We start from the raw sequence: 18318 nt of genomic DNA, 5'->3' as shown, positions 1-18318 counted from the left end.
GAGGAAAAAGAAACGCATTGGAACAACTGGTTTTGTAAAAACAAAAAGCTGTCTTCTATGCGTTTTTTTCTTGATTTTTTGCGCTAATTGATATAGTCTATATAACACAGACAGTTTACAAATGAAAGGGTGAAAGCATGCTGATAGAGATAGATTTTAACAGTCCGGAGGCCATATATATACAGCTTCGCAATCAGATTGTGATGGAGATTGCGCAGGACAGACTCCATGACGGAGATTCGCTGCCATCGGTGAGAAGCCTGGCAAAGGACCTTGGAGTGAACATGCACACCGTTAATAAGGCATATGCGATCCTCCGGGAGGAGGGGTATCTGAAGCTTGACCGCAGGAAAGGCGCTATTGTATCTGTGGAGAGAAACCGTAAGGAGGCCGAACTTGAAAAGATTAACAGTTACATGCAGATGATCGTCGCCCAGGCCATATGCAAGGAGATTACCAAAGAAGAAATGAAGCAGATTGTAGGAGAAATGTATGATACATTTCATTTATTGTGAGATAAAGTGAGGTTTTTATGAATAGAGAATATAACATTTATGCGTCCCGTGCTCTGGAGAGGGCACAGGAAGACGCGAAGTCCTGCCGGCAGAAATATGTCGGGACAGAGCATCTTGTGCTGGGGCTGCTTTCCCAGGAGGATTCCCTTGCGGGAAGAATTTTGACAGAAAACGGCGTCAGTTATGAGACATTTTTTGATGCGGTGCTCGGCCAGTCGGCAGCCCTTGGAGATAATGAAAAGACCGCGTTCATCGGATACAGTCCGAAGGCGGAGGAGATTCTGGAAGGCAGCGCCCTGGAAGCCGGAAGATTCCGCGCGGAGAAGATCGGCACGGAGCATATTCTTCTTGCCATTTTGAAGGAGACTGACTGCATTGCTATCCGTCTCTTAAAGGGTCTCAATGTGAATCTCAAGCGTATTTACGTGGATATCCTGGTGACATTAGGGGTGGATGCGTCAAGGGCGCAGAAGGAATATCAGACAGTGACCGGACAGCGAAAGAACCGCAGACAGTCCTCCATGACCGAGGCTTTCTGTGAGGATCTGACAGAGAAGGCGCGTGATGGCAGACTGGATCCGATCATCGGCCGTAAGGAAGAATTGCAGCGGGTGATTCAGATTCTCAGCCGGAGAACAAAGAACAGCCCGTGTCTGGTGGGAGAGCCGGGCGTCGGCAAGACCGCTATTGTGGAAGGACTGGCTCAGTGGATTGTCCGGGAAGAAGTGCCGGAGATGCTTAAGGGCAAGAAAGTGATGACTCTCGATCTGCCGGGACTGATCGCCGGCTCCAAGTACCGGGGCGAGTTCGAGGAGAGAATCAAAGGTCTTCTGCAGGAAGTGATGGACCGGGGAGACATTTTATTGTTTGTGGATGAGATTCATACGATGATCGGCGCCGGCGGCGCAGAGGGAGCCATCGATGCTTCCAATATAGTAAAGCCGTTCCTGGCCAGAGGGGAGCTTCAGCTGATCGGAGCCACCACCAGCGAGGAATATCGCAAATATATCGAGAAGGACGCCGCTTTCGAGCGGAGATTCCAGCCGGTTACCGTGGAGGAGCCGACGGTGGAGGAGACTGTTGCCATTCTGAAGGGACTGAAGGAGAAGTTTGAGAAGCACCATCATGTGCGCTATACTTCCGCGGCTCTTGAGGCGGCGGCGGCTCTGTCCCAGAGATATATCAGCGACCGTTTCCTGCCGGACAAGGCCATCGACGTGATGGATGAGGCGGCCTCCAGAAAGAAGGTCGGCCTGTTTACCATGCCGGATGCGCTTAAAAAGGCAGAGGAAGAGGCGAAGAAGTTCAGCCTGCGGAAGGAAGAGGCTCTTATGGAGGGCAATATCCGCAAGGCGAAGCTCAATAATACCAAGCAGCAGAAGGCGCAGGCGCAGGCAAAAGAACTGAAGGAGCAGTGGGATAAAGAGAAAGAGTCCAAAAATATCACTGTTTCGGAAAATGATGTGGCCGGCGTTGTATCTGCCTGGACAAAGATTCCGGTGACGAAGATCGGACAGACCGAGTCCCAGAGACTGTTGTCTCTGGAATCGGAACTGAAGAAACGTGTCATCGGTCAGGATGAGGCGGTGACAATCCTTGCCAAAGCCATCAAGAGAGGACGGGTCGGCATGAAGGATCCGAAACGGCCGATTGGTTCCTTCCTGTTCCTGGGACCGACCGGCGTGGGCAAGACCGAGCTTTCCAAGGCGCTGGCGGAAGCCCTCTTTGGTGATGAGAACGCCATGATCCGGGTCGATATGTCCGAATATATGGAGAAGCATAGCGTCTCCAAGCTCATTGGTTCCCCTCCTGGATATGTGGGATATGAGGAGGGCGGACAGCTCAGCGAGCAGGTGCGCAGGCACCCGTATTCTGTCCTGCTCTTCGATGAGATCGAGAAGGCCCACGGCGATGTGTTCAATATCCTGCTGCAGGTGCTTGACGACGGACAGATCACCGATTCCAACGGACGGAGAGTGGACTTTAAGAACACGGTCATCATCATGACTTCCAATGCAGGCGCGCAGCGGATCATGGCGCCGAAGAATCTGGGATTCACCACGAAGACCGACGCGGCCCAGGATCATGAACGCATGAAAAACCGGGTGATGGAAGAGGTCAAACAGATCTTCAAGCCGGAATTCCTGAACCGTATCGACGGCATCGTGGTCTTCCACACCCTGGAAAAAGAACAGCAGAAGAAGATTGTCCGCCTGCTCATCAAGGAACTGTCTGACCGGGTGGAGAAAGCACCGGGATTCCATCTGTCTGTGACGGAAGAAGTGGAAGATTACATTCTTGAGAAGGGCTACAATCCGCAGTACGGCGCCCGTCCGCTCCGCCGGACCATCCAGAATGAGCTGGAGGATTATCTGGCGGATGAGTTCCTGCTCGGACATATCAAGACCGGCAGCCAGATCACACTGGGAATTAAGGACGGCAAAGTGGTCATCGAGGAGTGATACCCGAAGCGGGAGTGTCCGGACCTGCAAGAGGACATTAGATTTGCAGAATACTGACATTCTTGTGAAAATGAATCTTTGCAAAAGTGTATATTTCCTGTATAATAAAGATAACTGTAAGCTGTTAGATAAATGAGACGAGGGGAGATGCAAAAGAGATCGCGTTTCCCTTTCGTCGCAGGTAGGAGGATAATTATGGCTAACGTAAAAGAATTACTGAGAACAGAAGCGAACGGCAGTATTAGTTTTGGTGACTACAGTCTGGAGGCTAAGACCAAGCTGGCAGATTTCAAGTTCCAGGATTCTGTATACAAGGTGAAGACATTTAAGGAGATTACCCGCCTGGAGAAGAATGGCGGAGTGGTTTATGAATCCGTTCCGGGTTCTGCAGTGCATGATTTCAGGGAGACGGAGCGCCAGCTTGTTTTCCAGGTGGAGGCAGCGGACGATATACATATCACCCTGGAGCTGGAGCCGGAGAAGGAATACAAGGTGTTCATCGACGACACGAACATCGGTAAGATGAAGTCCAGCCTCGGAGGAAAGATTGATTTCAGCATCGAGATGAACGAAGGCGAGACTGTAAAGGTCGACGTAATTAAATTATAAGGGTGACCGATTTATCATGATGTCGGCGCTCTGTTTTGAGATGAAACGATAATGGGAAAGAATCCTGCTGCGGAAGAATATTTCGTGCCGGGATTCTTTCCTTGTATTTTGGATAAAATGTAAAGTGGAGAGTAAGTTTTATGGCAAAGTCAAAAACAAAGACGGTTTTCTTTTGTAAGGAATGCGGATATGAATCTGCCAAATGGATGGGGCAGTGCCCGGGCTGCCGCCAGTGGAATACTCTGGTGGAAGAGCGGACGGCGGCTCCGTCCAGGGGGAAGAAAGCGGGAACTGCCCGCGCGCAGAAGCTGACGGGTCTTTTTGAAGTTTCCATGGAAGAAGAAGAGCGGATGGATTCCGGGATCCCCGAACTGAACCGGGTACTCGGAGGGGGCATTGTAAGGGGATCGCTGATTCTGGTGGGCGGCGACCCGGGAATCGGAAAGTCCACGCTGCTTTTGCAGATCTGCCGTAATCTGGCCAACGCAGGAAAAGATGTGGTGTACGTTTCCGGTGAGGAGTCATTAAAGCAGATTAAAATGAGGGCCGACCGGCTGGGAGGATTTGAAAAAGAGGTTTCTCTTCTTTGTGAGACGGATATCAATGTGGCGGCAGAGCTTTTAAGAGAGAGAAAGCCGGATATGGTGGTGGTGGACTCCGTGCAGACCATGTCCAGCGAGGAGGTGACCTCGGCGGCAGGAAGCGTCAGCCAGGTACGGGAGGTGACTTCTGTTCTTATGCAGCTTGCTAAAGAAGAGGGCATCGCCGTGTTTATCGTGGGACATGTGACAAAAGAGGGTGTGGTGGCAGGCCCTAAGACCCTGGAGCACATGGTGGATACTGTGCTGTATTTTGAAGGCGAGCAAAACGCTGTGTACCGCATCCTCCGGGGCGTCAAAAACCGGTTTGGTTCCACCAACGAGATCGGAGTATTCGAGATGAAACAGAAAGGGCTCTGCGAGGTGTCCAATCCTTCTCAGGTTATGCTGGACGGCAGGCCGCTGGACGCGTCCGGCTCTGTGGTGGTCTGCTCCATGGAGGGCACCCGGCCGCTGCTCATCGAGATTCAGGCGTTGGTTTCCCCTACCAGCTTTAATATGCCACGGCGGACTTCCGTGGGCATTGATTACAACAGAATGAACCTGCTGCTGGCCGTGCTTGAGAAAAAGGCAGGCATGCAGCTTGGCGGCTGCGACGCCTATGTGAACCTGGCGGGAGGAATGCGCCTGGGAGAGCCTGCCATCGACCTGGGTATCATCTGCGCGGTGATTTCCAGCTACAGGAATCTCCCGGTGCACCCGGGCACGCTGATCTTCGGCGAGGTGGGCCTCACCGGCGAGGTCCGCGGCGTAAGCTTTGTGGAGCAGCGGCTCACGGAGGCCATCAAGATGGGATTTACCCGATGCATCATCCCGAAGACCAACGAGGAATCGCTGGAGGGCAGCCTTCGGAACCGGATTCAGATCCACGGGGTTTCCAATGTGCGGGAAGTGATAGAAATATTATAAATGCTGATCTGCGGGATATATGACAAACGCGCCCTTGCGCCTGTGCGCGCCCTATGCTATACTTGAAGACGATTGCGTGAAAATGAGCCGCTCCCCGGAAAGCGCAGACAGAATCTGTGTCTGATTCCGTGAGAACGAGTATTGAACAAATACGGAGGAAAAAAATGTTTAGTTTTGACTATGTGAAAGCTGCCGACCCGGAAGTGGCAGCAGCAATGGAAGGAGAGCTTGGCCGCCAGAGAGAGAATCTGGAGCTGATTGCTTCTGAGAATCTGGTATCTGAGGCGGTCATGGCAGCCATGGGCAGCCATCTGACTAACAAATATGCAGAGGGATATCCGGCAAAGAGATATTATGGCGGATGCCAGTATGTGGATGTGGTAGAGAATCTTGCCATTGAGAGAGCGAAAGAGCTGTTCGGATGCGAGTATGCCAACGTACAGCCGCACTCCGGCGCTCAGGCCAACATGGCGGTATTTTTCGCTGTCATGAACGTGGGCGACACTTACATGGGAATGAATCTGGACCACGGCGGACATCTGACTCACGGAAGCCCGGTTAATATGTCCGGCAAAAACTATCACTGCGTGCCGTACGGCGTCAACGACCAGGGATATATTGATTATGATAATGTAAGAGCTATCGCTCTGGAATGCAAGCCAAAGATGATCATTGCCGGCGCCAGCGCTTACGCAAGAAAGATTGATTTTAAGAGAATGCGCGAGATTGCCGACGAAGTGGGCGCAGTGCTTATGGTAGATATGGCGCACATCGCAGGTCTGGTGGCAGCGGGAGTTCATGAGAGTCCGATTCCATATGCCCATGTGACCACCACCACCACTCATAAGACCCTTCGCGGACCGAGAGGCGGACTCATTTTATCCAGCGAGGAAGTAAATAAAAAATATAACTTCAACAAAGCAATCTTCCCGGGAATCCAGGGCGGCCCTCTTATGCATGTGATCGCAGCCAAAGCTGTTTGCTTCAAAGAAGCGCTGTCTCCGGAATTCAAAGAATATCAGAAGCAGATCGTGAAGAACGCCTCCATACTGGCGGATGCCCTGATGGAGAGAGGTTTTGACATTGTTTCCGGCGGAACAGACAACCATCTGATGCTTCTTGATCTGCGTAAGATGGATCTGACCGGAAAAGACATGGAAAAATTACTGGATTCCGTACACATCACCTGTAATAAGAATACGGTTCCGAACGATCCGAAATCTCCATTCGTGACCAGCGGACTCCGTATCGGAACACCGGCAGTCACCTCCCGCGGACTCAAAGAAGACGATATGGTGCAGATTGCCGAGGCTATCAAACTGACTATCATCGATGGAAAACTGGAAGAGGCAAAAGCTATCGTCAAAGCACTGACCGAGAAATATCCGGTATATCCGTCCATAAAATAATAGGACTGTTAAAATTATTATTTTGCCAGTCTGATGCGCAAACAAAAAAGCTCTGTTCTGCAAGGAAAGTATCCTGCGCAGACAGAGCTTTATTTTTGATGAAAAGTATGGGAGATTGCCAGTGTCAGCCGAAGATATTTTACAGCTGAGGACAGAGCTGTTCGTAAATGGCACTCATCAGTGTCTCGCTGTCCCGGCATTCGGAGAGCATGGAGATGACTGCGTTTTTCTCCGGGAACACCATGGAATACTGGCAGTATTTTCCGTCTGCCCGGTAGGAATTATACTTGCCCTGCCAGAACAGATAGCCGTACGGGCCCGCGCCCTGCTGGCTTGTACTCTCGTCGATCCATGCAGTCGAGAGAAGCTGCCGTCCATTCCATTTTCCCCTGTTCAGATAAAACAGGCCGAATTTATGCAGCTCAGACAGGCTCAGGAACAGCCCGCCGGCTCCGAAAGAATATCCGAGAGGGTCGGTTTCCCAGGTGGGCTTTCGGATACCAAGGTGTGAAAAAAGTCTCGGCGTGAGGTAAGAAGCCAGGTCGCATCCGGCTCTGCGCTGCACAAGGATACCGGCAAGATATGGTCCCACATTGCTGTAAAGGAAATGGGTTCCCGGTTCATGAGTCAGCGGAAAGGCCAGAGACATTTTTATCCAGTTGTCTTCCTGACAGGTAACCCGCTGTTCCGCCATGAGCTGCGGCTTTTCTTCACCCAGAGACATAGTGAGAAGATCCCGGACGGTGGCTTTTGCCAGATTATCGCTGATTATGTCCGGAAGGTCTGCCGGAAAGGCGTCCGTCAGTTTCTCATCCAGGGAGAGAAGCCCTTCCTGCACCGCAAATCCTACGGCACAGGAAGTGAAGCTTTTGGTGGCGGAATAGATGTTGCGCCGGATATCCGGCTCGCTGTACCATTCGGCGATCAGCCGGTCATACTGTGTGATTTTTACGCCCAGCACTCCCAGAGGGGCGGCGATTTGGGTAAATTTTTCGATGTTCAATGATATTCCTCTTTTCCTGTAATAATAATTTTAAAATCCCAGCGGTTCTCCCACGAGGATCACTTTGATTCTGCCCGGATAGCGGGACATACGGGTGGTGACAAAAGATGCACAGATAGAAGAGGTGGATGTGCATTCCGCACAGTATCCGGTCTTTGCGCAAGGGGTATCAAGATTCAGACGGAGGGCGTTCGGCGGACAGGCGTCCTGACGGATTCTCCGGTAAGCGTCCTCCACGTCGGCGCACATTTTGTTCATGCTTACTACAATAATCACATGCTTTGGTCCGAAACAGAGACAGCTGACACGGTTGCCGTTACCGTCAATATTAATGAGCTGGCCGTCGGCGGTAAATGCGTTGGAGCTCATGAGATAATAGTCGGAAAGAATATTTTTGGCATGATATTCTCTGGCTTCCTGATCGTTTTTAGCCAGAGATCTGTCAACATATGTATAATCTTCCGGATGAGACATTACATAATCAAGAAGACCAATCTCTTTTATAGTGGCGGAGCCGCCGCTGCCGACTACAGAACCCTTTTCAATGAGAGAGATGGCTTTTTTGAGAGCGTCCTCTTTGGTCGGACAGTAAAATGCTTCAAAGTTTCTTCGTTTCATTTCTCCAATCACACGTTCAGCCTGAATGGTATATGCAGTTTCTTTTGGTGTCATAAATATACCTCCTTCAAGAATAATTATAATTTAAATTATACGCAGAAAGAAGGTATTTGAAAAGAGTGAAAAAACCAGCCTGTTATGTTATTTACATTCCGGATCATGATGCAAAATGAATGGGGCAGTACATTGGTATCGTTTTTTACAATACAGATGGCATGACTCTTGCTAAAATATGGCTGTGTAAGACAGAAAGAACAAATTAAAAAAGCGTAAGGCAAAGGAGTCTGTACAAAAAAGTGCAGACTCCTTTCCTCATTCTATGACAGAAAAGGAGGACAAAATGGAATACAGAATCAGGGAGCACCCTATTCTGGGTGAAATAGAAGAAACAAAAAAAGTGAGATTTACTTATGACGGAAAGACGATGGAAGGCCGGGAAGGAGAGCCTGTCGCCATGGCGCTGAAGGCGGCCGGCGTGCAGATTCACCGGTATACCAGAAAAAAACACGAACCCCGTGGTATTTTCTGCGCCATCGGCCGTTGTACAGACTGTGTGATGGTGGTGGACGGTGTGCCCAATGTCCGGACCTGCGTTACGCCGCTGAAGGAAGGAATGAGGGTAGAGACCCAGTACGGGATATCGGCCCGTCCGCCGGAGAAAGAGGGGAAGTGAGACAATGAAACGTTATGATGTGATCGTTATCGGCGCAGGTCCCGCCGGATTATCTGCCGCTGTCCAGGCGGCGGAGCAGGGAATGTCCGTCATTGTATTTGATGAAAATGAAAAGCCGGGCGGACAGCTTTTCAAGCAGATTCATAAATTTTTCGGCTCAAAAGAACATAAAGCAAAAGTCCGGGGATTCCGTATTGGACAGCAGCTTCTGGAAGAAGCCGGCCGGGCGGGAGTCGAGGTGAAACTGAATGCTGTTGTAACCGGGCTGTACATGGAAAAAGAAGTCGTCGTCAAAATCGGCGGAGCCATGGAGCATTTTAAAGGAGACTCTGTTATCGTAGCCACGGGCGCTGCTGAAAAAATGGTGCATTTTGAGGGATGGACGCTGCCGGGAGTCATTGGAGCAGGGGCAGCACAGACGATGATGAATCTCCACGGGATCCGGCCGGGCAGGAAGGTGCTGATGCTTGGCACAGGAAATGTGGGGCTGGTCGTCAGTTATCAGCTTCTGCAGGCAGGCTGCGAAGTGACGGCGCTCGCAGATGCCGCGCCGACCGTGGGCGGTTACGGCGTACACGCAGCTAAGGTGGCGAGAACCGGCGTGCCATTTTATCTGTCTCATACCATTGTGAAAGCGGAGGGGACGGATCATGTGACCGGAGTCACCATCGCCCGGGTTGATGAGAATTTTGCATTTGTTCCGGGGACAGAGAAACATTTTGATGTGGATACCATCTGCCTGGCAGTGGGATTGTCTCCGATGGCGCAGCTTCTCAAGATGGCAGGCTGTGTCATAGACGAACGGACGGGACACGACGGCACCACGCCCCTGTGTGACGAAAATGGCGCAACCTCTGTGCCGGGTATCTATGCGGTGGGCGATGTGTCAGGCATTGAGGAGGCCAGTTCCGCAATGATCGAAGGGAGAATCGCCGGACTTGCCGCAGCCGCGTATCTGGGATTTATGGACGAAAAAAAATGCAGGGAAGCCATCAGCTGTCAGAAAAAAGCGCTCATGAGCCTGCGCCGCGGCATGTTTGCGCCGCAAAATAAGGGGCGGAAGCTCATGACAACGGAAGAAGGCATCCCGCTGTCTGAACATTTGCTTAAGGAAGGGTATGTGGGCGACGAAGAAATCGGTCGATTTCCGGGAGTGCGCCGCTCTGTCGGCATTCATCCGGTGATGGAATGTACACAGAATATTCCATGCAATCCCTGTCAGGACGCCTGTCCGCACCATTGTATTCGGGTGGGAGACGATATCACCGCCCTTCCGCAGGTGGACGACACAAAGAAATGCGTTGGCTGCGGTCTCTGTGTGGCTTCCTGTTCCGGGCAGGCCGTCTTTCTTCTGGAGGAGAATTACGCGCCGGGTTTTGCGGCGGTGACTATACCGTATGAATTCCTTCCTCTTCCGGAAAAAGGAGAGAAAGGAACCGGCCTTGGCAGAAGAGGGGAACCGCTCTGTGAGGCGGAGGTTGTACAGGTAAAAACATCCGGGGCTTTTGATAAGACGAACCTTGTCACGCTGAAAATACCGGAAGATATGGCCATGCGGGTGCGCTTTTACCGGAAGGGGGTATGAGAGATGACAGACAGAACAAAGGATCCGGGTATGTTTGTTCCGGAACCTGATGATGACAGGATCATCTGCCGCTGTGAGGAGATTACGAAAGGAGAAATTCGCCGTGCTGTTCACGCGGGAATGTTTACTCTGACGGAAATCCGCCGTTTTCTGCGGACCGGCATGGGGCTGTGTCAGGGGCAGACCTGTGGCGGAATGGTGCGGCAGATTGTGGCAAAAGAGCTGCAGACGCCGCCTGACACGCTGGAGCCTGCCACCGCCAGAGCGCCCATGCGTCCTGTGGAAATGTGGGTGCTCGCCCGGGAAGGAGGGGAAGAGGATGCATGATTATTCTGACGTGATTATTATAGGCGGAGGGATTATCGGCTGTGCCGCAGCCTATTATCTGAGAAAAAAAGGACTTTCCGTCATTGTACTGGAAAAGAGCTGCCATATTGGAAACGGCGGTTCCGGAAGAAACGGCGGCGGCGTCCGTCAATCCGGACGGGACGTAAGGGAACTGCCTCTTGCTATGTATGCGGTGAAGCACATGTGGCCGGGGTTGTCTGAGGAACTGGGAGTGGATGTGGAATACTGCCAGGAGGGTAATCTCCGGCTGGGGAAAACAGAAGAGCATCTGAATATTCTTCAGGGCCTGACAAAAAAAGCCTCCTCCTGCGGCCTCGACGTGCGGATGCTTGACGGGGAAGAGGTGCGCCGGATGAATCCATATCTTTCCGGCGAGGTCATAGGCGCCAGTTTCTGCCCGACGGACGGACATGCCAATCCCTTAAAGGCTACTCTCGGCTATTATATGCGGGCCAGGGAGCTGGGAGCCCGATTTATTACGGGAGAAGAGGTGCGGGGTATTCGGAAAATAAAAGGGAAGGCAAGGCAGGTTGTCACGAAACATAATATTTATGAAGGAGACAAGATAATTCTGGCGGCTGGTTATGAGAGCCGGGACATCGCCGCAACAGTCGGCATTGATATTCCCATGAGCAATGTTTTGATCGAGGCGCTGGTCACAGAAGCGCAGCCGCCCATGTTTGCGCAGATGCTCGGCACGGCCGGTGCAGACTTTTATGGACATCAGACAAAACACGGATCTTTTGTTTTCGGAGGAGAATCTGGTTTTGAGCAGGTAAACAGAGACAACGGGCATATGGCTGTCTCCAGTGTCACCGCTTCCTGCACCTGCCGGGGTATCCTCAGATATATTCCGAAGCTGGCATGCGCCAAGATCGTGCGGACCTGGGCGGGATATGAGGACGTCTGTATCGATGGCGTGCCGGTTATCAGTCCGGTGGAGGAGGCGCCGGGAATGATACTAGCCTGCGCGTTTACCGGACATGGATTCGGCATCGCGCCGGTAACAGGGTATCTGCTGGCGCAGATGGCGGCGGGAGAAAAAACATCTCTGGACCTGTCTGCTTTCCGGTATGACCGGTTCCGCCCTGTTATATAACTATATATTTCTTTACAAATACAATATAATGTGATATGGTTAGTACGGCAATGGTGTCAGAAGAAGTTCTGGCGCCATTTTTCTTTTGGATAAAAGAATCGCCGTCCTTCCGGGAAGGAGAAAAACATGAAATTTTTATATTTGAGCGAGCCTGACATGATAAAAGCGGGCGTAAAGGACATGTCACGATGTGTGGATGTGATGGAAGATATGCTGCTCACACTGAATAAAGGAGATTATGTGATGGGCGGCATGAACCATAATTCCCATGGAACCCAGATTATGTTTCCGGATCATCCGGCGTTTCCAGGGATGCCAAAGAATGCTGACGACCGCCGATTCATGGCGATGCCGGCATATCTTGGAGGCAGATACCAGATGGCGGGAATGAAATGGTACGGCTCCAACGTGGAAAATAAAAAGAAAGGACTGCCTCGTTCTATTCTGATGATGATGCTGAACGATAAGGATACCGGCGCTCCGCTGGCTCTTATGTCCGCTAATCTGGTGAGCGCTTACCGGACGGGAGCGGTTCCCGGCGTGGGCGCCAGATATCTGGCGCCAAAGAACGCAAAGACAGCGGCTGTGATAGGACCGGGAATCATGGGAAGAACTTCGCTGAACGCTGTCGTCTGTGCCTGTCCTTCCGTACAAAAGGTGAAGGTAAAAGGAAGAGGCGCAAAATCACTGGCCGCGTTTGAGGACTATGTGAAGAAGGAATGCCCCGGCGTTAAAGAGATCGAGAACTGCGATACCATAGAGGAAGCAGTGAGGGACAGCGACATTATCATCATGACGACGACGGCCGGCACAAAGGAAGCAGAGTATCCTTATATCAACGGAGAATGGGTGAAAAAAGGCGCTTTCATCTGTATGCCGTCCGCCGGACGATTCGACGAGTCCTTTCTCACCGGACAGTGCAGACTCGTGGTGGACAATTACAAACTGTACGAGGCCTGGGCGGAAGAATTTCCGTATCCCAGTTATGAACTGGTAGGCATCATCGGATCCAAGTTTACAGATCTGCTCCACGAAGGGAAAATACAAAAAGAAGACATTATAGATATCGCGGATATTATAGCCGGAAAACATCCGGGTCGGCAGTCAGAAGATGATATTATTGTGTATTCTGTGGGAGGAATGCCGGTGGAAGATATCGCCTGGGGAGAGACAGTCTACAAAAATGCATTGCAGAAAGGAATCGGCACAGAACTGCCACTCTGGGACATGCCGGATATGGCATGAGACAGAGGATGTATAAGGCAGCACGGCCGTCGGTATAGTTTATGAGGATGCAAAATCAATATGAAATCAGGCCGGGGCAGCCGTACATGGCGCTGCGAACAGATAATTTCAGGAAAATACTGCAGCAATCCCTTGGCATCGCACAATTTTATACATTTTCATTGAAAGAGGCTGCGGATGTGCTGCAGGCAGTTCCCGACGGAAGCGTGGATCTTCTGTTCGAGAAAAAAGGAAATCAGCTTCGGTCGTTTATCGGGGGAACGGTACTGCAGGCGAAAGAGTGGCCGCTGGAAGCAGACGGCCGGTATTTTGGAGTACGTTTTCTGCCGGGACAGTGTTTTTTGCCCGAAGGACTCTCAGCCAAAGAGCTGGTCAATGCGGATATCGAGATATCCGGAAACGCTTATGGAGATAATCTTGCAGAACAGATTATGGAAGCGCACAATCTGGAGGAACAGGCGCGTTTTTTTCTGGAAAGCTATGAGAAGCGTCTGGACGGGGAAAGAAAAGAGCAGGGATGGAGCAGGCTGGAGAGGTACGTCCGCGCCAGAATCTATGCCAGCGGAGGGAATGTGCCGATGGATACCCTTGTGGAAGAAACCGGCTATTCCGCCTGTTACATACGAAGGAGTTTTGAGAGAGTTCACGGAGTTGCGCCGAAAACTTTTGAAAAATTTATTCGCTTTCAGAACGTACTGCATCAGATTAATTATAAAGCGGATAAAAGTTACGAAGAGATCGCCCTGGAGTGCGGATATTACGATCAGGCGCATATGATACGTGAGTTCAGGCGTTTTGCCGGGGTAACGCCAAAGGTCTACCGGGAAATTACCGCAAAGACGCCGCCGGCTATGCTGGAATAAATAGATTTATCAAATAATAATGCCTGATATTACAACAATTTACATGATGACAATGAATAAAAAACAAAAAGAGGAGGAGTTTACCATGAGCAGTAGATTATCAAAAGTTGAAATAATTACAGGAATGTCCAAGTTTACGAATTTAAAGGCTGCCTTAAGCCGTGCCGGCGTGCGGGGAATCACAGTGACACAGGTTCTGGGCTGCGGTATCGAGAAAGGGACAAGAGAATATGAAGTGGAAGAAGATTATGAGATGGAACTTTTGCCGAAACAACAGATTACCATTGTGGTGGAAACAGAAAAAGTGGACGAGATTGTGGAACTTGTAAAGCAGGAGCTTTATACCGGGCATATCGGCGATGGAAAAATCTTTGTTTACAAAATTGACAATGTGATCCGGGTGAGAACCGGCGATGAGGGCGTGGACGCCCTGTAAGGGATCAGCGGAGATAATGCGGCGCAAAGCGCGTCATTTCTGCAAAGGCGCCGCCTCTCCCTGTTGGAAGGAGTGAAACATATGGAAGAAAAAAAACTGGGACTGGGAAGCGTCATTTCGGTATCGGTGGGACTGGTTATCGCCACAAGCTGTCTTGTTTCCCTCGGACAGGGCGCGGGAACTGTCGGCGTTATTTTTATTCTTGCCATGGTGATCGCCTGTCTGCTCAATATGACGACGATCGCTTCTCTGTCGGAATTAAACGCACTTATGCCTAACACCACAGGCGGGCTGGCGCAGTATACTCTTGCGGCTCTGGGACCTTTTCCCACCTTGATATCCATGGTGGGAGGATATCTTTTCTGCAACGTATTATCCTGCGGCGTGGAAGCCTCCATTTTTGCCTATGCCCTGGGAGAGGTGATCCCTCTTCCCATACCTACGATCACCTATACATTTATTGTGACGGTGGTGCTCCTGATCGCCAATTTAAACGGTGTGGACATGTTTGCCAAGGTGCAGGATGTGGTAACCTATCTTATGGTTGCGTCCATGGTGATTTTGGGAATCATCGGCGCCCTTGGGCTTGGTACGGGAGAAAAGGTCAGCCAGCCCATGAACATGACTATCGACGTGCCGACTGTCGTTTCCATGACAGCAGTGGCATTCTGGCTTTTTATCGGCGCGGAGTACGTGATTCCGGTCTCAAAGGAAGTAAAAAACGCCAAAAGAAATGTCCCCCTCGGCATGTTTCTGGGGCTGGGGCTCATCTGCCTCGTACAGTCCATCCTTGTGCTGGGATTTCACAACTATACACCGTGGGCGGAACTGGCGGATTCCGCTGCGCCGCATATGCTTTACGGAGAGAATCTGATGGGCGGACCGGGAAGAATCTGGATGGTTTTCGTGGCGGCTCTGGCGCTGATCAGCAGCCAGAATTCCGGCATTAACGGACTGGCAAGCATCTGTCAGGGCATGGCAAAAATGAATATGATGCCTCAGTGTTTTGCAAAGACCAACAAAAAAAATGTGCCGTATGTGGGAGTATGGTTTGTAAGCGTTCTGATTCTGTTTTTTGCTTTTTTGAGCAGCGATTCTTCAGACGCCATAAGCTTCTTCATCCTGGTTGCCTCTGTCTTCTGGATGGTCTCGTACATTTTTGCACACATTGACGTGCTCATTCTGAGAAAACGGCTGCCGAAGGCGCCCCGTTCCTTTAAGGTTCCGTTTGGCCCTGTATTTCCGGTAATCGGCATTCTGGGAACTGCCTACATGATTTTGAACATTTCCACGGATCCGGCGGAAAGAAATGCCATCTGGCTTATTACCGGCGTTGTTTTTCTTATCCTGGCCGTTTACTCTGCCTTCTGGATCAGATATAAGATGCGGATGCCTGTGTTCAAAAGTGTTCCGGTGCCAAAAGTCATGGCTATGGAAAACAGTATGTATTATCAGATCCGGAAACGACGGGGTATCTGCAAATAGAATTTCAAAAAAACTTTCATTTCCTCTCTGTCAAAACAGCGTTATGTTTTGGCAGAGAGGTTTTTTCTGTTATTTACCGGAAAAATGTGCTATAGTAATAACTTAAAAGTCATGACAGGAGGTTCGTAAATGAAAAAATTAATACTTGCAGAGAAGCCGTCTGTCGCAAAAAACATTGCGGATGCCACCGACGCCGTCCGGAAAAACGGCTATTTTGAGGGGCAGGATTATATTATCACCTGGGCCTTCGGGCATTTGCTGCAGCTTTACGATGCGAAAGATTACGACCCGGAGATGAAATCCTGGAAAATGGAGAAGTTTCCTTACATACCGGGGGAGTTTCGCTATAAATTAAAATCTGACGGAAAGCATAAAGATAAACCGGACGCCGGTGTGGTCCGGCAGATGAATATCATTAAGGAGCTTGCCATGCGGTCCGATGTGGAGAGTATCATTTCCGCCACGGACGATGACCGGGAAGGGCAGATTATTGCCGACGAGATTCTCAATTATTTAAAAACCGGCAAGCCGGTGGAGCGTATCCTGTTAAATGAATGGACGGCGGCGGAAGTGCAGCGGGGGCTCGGATGCTTGAAGCCCAACGAGGAAATGCAGCCGCTGCAGGATGCGGGATTTGGGAGGCAGATCGCCGACTGGCTCATCGGCATCAATCTGACCTCGGTGGCGACACTCAAATGCCGCAGCGGCAAGAACAGCCGGCTCTTGAATATCGGCCGGGTGCTGATGCCGACCTTGAAGATTATTTATGACAGAGACAAGGAAATCCGGGACTTTAAGGTGACAAAATATTATAAACTGAAAGGTATTTTTGAAACCGATGCTAAAAAGAAGTTTGAAGGCATATATTATGTAGACAAGAATGAAAAATTTGATTCTCCCGAAGAGCTTCGCAGACTTCAGCAGTGGATACAGGGACATCCTGCCGAGATCACGGATAAAAAAGTGACAAAAAAGAAAGAATATGCTCCGTATCTGTTTAACCTGTCCAATCTGCAGGGATTTATCACCAGCAAATATAAGGGATGGACCTCCGACCGGGTCCTGAAAACGGCACAGGATCTGTACGAAAAGAAGCTCATCACCTATCCCCGAACCGCCAGCGTGGTTCTGGACGAGAGTCTTATCGGAAAGGCAAAAAAGGTGCTGGAAATCCATCAGCAGTCCAGTCCGTACAAGGATCAGATGAAGTTCCACACGTCAAAGAGGATCTTTGACAGCAAAAAAGTGGAGAGCCACTCGGCGATCATCCCCACCTACATGGTGCCCAAAAGTCTCACCGATTCGGAACGCATCGTCTATGAGGCGGTCCGCACCCGCTTCCTGGCACAGTTCATGCCGGTGGCGGTGGCGGAAGACACGGTGCTGCAGCTTGAGATGCGGGGCGTGACGCCGCCGGCCGCCGCTTTCGCATCGTCCGGAGCAGCAGAGCGGATGACGGTCAATCTTGCGACCGCCGCTGCGCAGAACGAAAACCGCGACTTGGACAAGCCGCCGCTGAGCGCGGAGGAAATGCTGCAGAAAGGACATTTTGTGGCAAAGGGCAAGATTCAGCTGGAGCCCGGCTGGAAGCTTCTGGAGGGAATCGACGCGAAGGAGGTGCTGCTCCCGGAAGTAAATAAGGGAGATATGGTCAGTCTGGTAAAGGCGGAAGTCAATGAGGTGGAGCGGAAACCGCCGAAGCCTCACACGGAAAAGACGCTGCTTCGGGTCATGGAGACCTGCGGCAGAAAATACGAGGAAAAAGACGACCAGGAAATGATGATGGCAATCCTGAGCGGTTTCAGCATCGGAACGCCGGCGACCCGGGCAGAGACCATCAAGAAATTAAAAGACGCCGGGTACATCCAGGCGAAGGGCAAGAGCCTCTCCTGCACGGAGCTTGGAACAAAACTGGTGGAGACCTTCCCGGTGCGGGAGCTTTTCGATCTGGAATATACCGGAAGACTGGAGAAAACGCTCTCCGATATCGAGAGAAAGAAACATACCAAGAAGGAGTTTCTTGATTTTGTCACAGAATTTGTGAAGACCTCTGTGGAAGAGATAAAGAAAGACCAGACCTTTGGAAATGCGGCCAACGCGGCGCCTCTTCACACCGGCCCGGTGGGCAAATGCCCGGAATGCGGGGCGGACGTCATCGAGACAGAGAAGGCCTTCGGCTGCTCCCGCTGGCGGGAGGGCTGCAAGTTTGCCATCTGGAAAAACGACTCCCTGATCACCTCTCTGGGCAAAAAAGTGTCCTACGAGATGGTGAAGATCCTTCTGGAGCATGGCAAGGTCGGATTCCGGGGATGTGTCAGCAAGAAAGGAAATAAGTTTTCCGCTTATTTCTTTTACGAAAAGGATGAAAAGACAGGAAGATACCGGTGGAGGCTGGAATTTATTGATTGATTCCCGCCACAACCTTTGTTAGAATAGAAATGTCAAGTATTATGTGGGAAA

The 18318-nt window shown here is 50.8% G+C and carries 16 protein-coding genes; 14 read left to right on the top strand and 2 right to left on the bottom strand.

All coding sequences use genetic code 11. The annotated features are described in order from the left end of the window. Positions 1–137 precede the first annotated feature (137 nt). From B5F87_RS03850 to glyA, 5 genes are all read left to right on the top strand, one after another. The gene (locus tag B5F87_RS03850; protein ID WP_087277029.1) at positions 138–515 is read left to right on the top strand and encodes a GntR family transcriptional regulator; all 378 of its coding nucleotides are present in this window, start codon (positions 138–140) and stop codon (positions 513–515) included. A gap of 17 nt (positions 516–532) precedes the next feature. Then, positions 533–2977 carry an ATP-dependent Clp protease ATP-binding subunit gene (locus B5F87_RS03845; protein WP_087277026.1) on the top strand — a complete coding sequence of 815 codons (2445 nt, stop codon included), beginning with the start codon at positions 533–535 and terminating at the stop codon, positions 2975–2977. Positions 2978–3172: 195 nt separating this feature from the next. Beyond that, positions 3173–3586, top strand: a complete 414-nt coding sequence (locus B5F87_RS03840; protein ID WP_087277023.1) for an endosialidase — start codon at positions 3173–3175, stop codon at positions 3584–3586. 140 nt (positions 3587–3726) lie between these two features. Then, the gene (radA, locus tag B5F87_RS03835) at positions 3727–5094 is read left to right on the top strand and encodes a DNA repair protein RadA (protein WP_087277020.1); all 1368 of its coding nucleotides are present in this window, start codon (positions 3727–3729) and stop codon (positions 5092–5094) included. 164 nt (positions 5095–5258) lie between these two features. Further along, complete coding sequence (gene glyA, locus B5F87_RS03830; protein WP_087277017.1) at positions 5259–6503, top strand: serine hydroxymethyltransferase; 1245 nt, start codon at positions 5259–5261, stop codon at positions 6501–6503. A gap of 139 nt (positions 6504–6642) precedes the next feature. Here glyA and B5F87_RS03825 read toward each other — a convergent pair whose 3' ends face one another. Together B5F87_RS03825 and B5F87_RS03820 are read right to left on the bottom strand one after the other, a co-directional pair. Next, positions 6643–7506, bottom strand: a complete 864-nt coding sequence (locus B5F87_RS03825; protein ID WP_087277015.1) for a serine hydrolase — start codon at positions 7504–7506, stop codon at positions 6643–6645. A 30-nt stretch (positions 7507–7536) separates the two neighbouring features. Then, on the bottom strand, positions 7537–8178 hold the full coding sequence (locus B5F87_RS03820; protein ID WP_087277012.1) for a lactate utilization protein: 642 nt from the start codon (positions 8176–8178) through the stop codon (positions 7537–7539). A gap of 286 nt (positions 8179–8464) precedes the next feature. Between B5F87_RS03820 and B5F87_RS03815 the strand changes: the two genes are divergently transcribed. From B5F87_RS03815 to B5F87_RS03780, 9 genes are all read left to right on the top strand, one after another. Continuing rightward, positions 8465–8797 (top strand): (2Fe-2S)-binding protein, encoded by a 333-nt coding sequence (locus B5F87_RS03815; RefSeq protein ID WP_087277009.1) that lies wholly within the window; start codon positions 8465–8467, stop codon positions 8795–8797. A gap of 4 nt (positions 8798–8801) precedes the next feature. Next, positions 8802–10382, top strand: coding sequence for an FAD-dependent oxidoreductase (locus B5F87_RS03810; protein ID WP_204246043.1), 1581 nt, complete (start codon positions 8802–8804; stop codon positions 10380–10382). A gap of 3 nt (positions 10383–10385) precedes the next feature. Then, positions 10386–10709, top strand: coding sequence for a (2Fe-2S)-binding protein (locus B5F87_RS21140; RefSeq protein ID WP_204246042.1), 324 nt, complete (start codon positions 10386–10388; stop codon positions 10707–10709). Beyond that, entirely contained in the window at positions 10702–11829 is a 1128-nt protein-coding gene (locus B5F87_RS03805; RefSeq protein ID WP_087277006.1) for an FAD-binding oxidoreductase, read from the top strand. The genes B5F87_RS21140 and B5F87_RS03805 overlap by 8 nt, the downstream gene beginning before the upstream one ends. 126 nt (positions 11830–11955) lie before the next feature. Continuing rightward, positions 11956–13074, top strand: coding sequence for a tyramine oxidase subunit B (locus B5F87_RS03800; RefSeq protein WP_087277003.1), 1119 nt, complete (start codon positions 11956–11958; stop codon positions 13072–13074). A gap of 86 nt (positions 13075–13160) precedes the next feature. Continuing rightward, the gene (locus B5F87_RS03795; RefSeq protein WP_158096942.1) at positions 13161–13937 is read left to right on the top strand and encodes a helix-turn-helix domain-containing protein; all 777 of its coding nucleotides are present in this window, start codon (positions 13161–13163) and stop codon (positions 13935–13937) included. A gap of 85 nt (positions 13938–14022) precedes the next feature. Beyond that, positions 14023–14373 (top strand): P-II family nitrogen regulator, encoded by a 351-nt coding sequence (locus B5F87_RS03790; protein ID WP_087276997.1) that lies wholly within the window; start codon positions 14023–14025, stop codon positions 14371–14373. Between the two features lie 81 nt (positions 14374–14454). Beyond that, positions 14455–15858: an APC family permease gene (locus B5F87_RS03785; protein WP_087276994.1), complete on the top strand. Its 1404-nt coding sequence runs from the start codon at positions 14455–14457 to the stop codon at positions 15856–15858. Between the two features lie 129 nt (positions 15859–15987). Continuing rightward, a complete protein-coding gene (locus tag B5F87_RS03780) occupies positions 15988–18267 on the top strand; it encodes a type IA DNA topoisomerase (protein ID WP_087276991.1) in 2280 nt (759 codons plus the stop codon). Positions 18268–18318: the final 51 nt, after the last annotated feature.

The organism is Eubacterium sp. An3 (assembly GCF_002159465.1).
Classification (GTDB): Bacteria; Bacillota; Clostridia; order Lachnospirales; family Lachnospiraceae; genus Anaerobutyricum; species Anaerobutyricum stercoris.
Note: the sequence above shows the minus strand (reverse complement) of the source record. Positions and strands in the feature narration are given on the sequence as shown.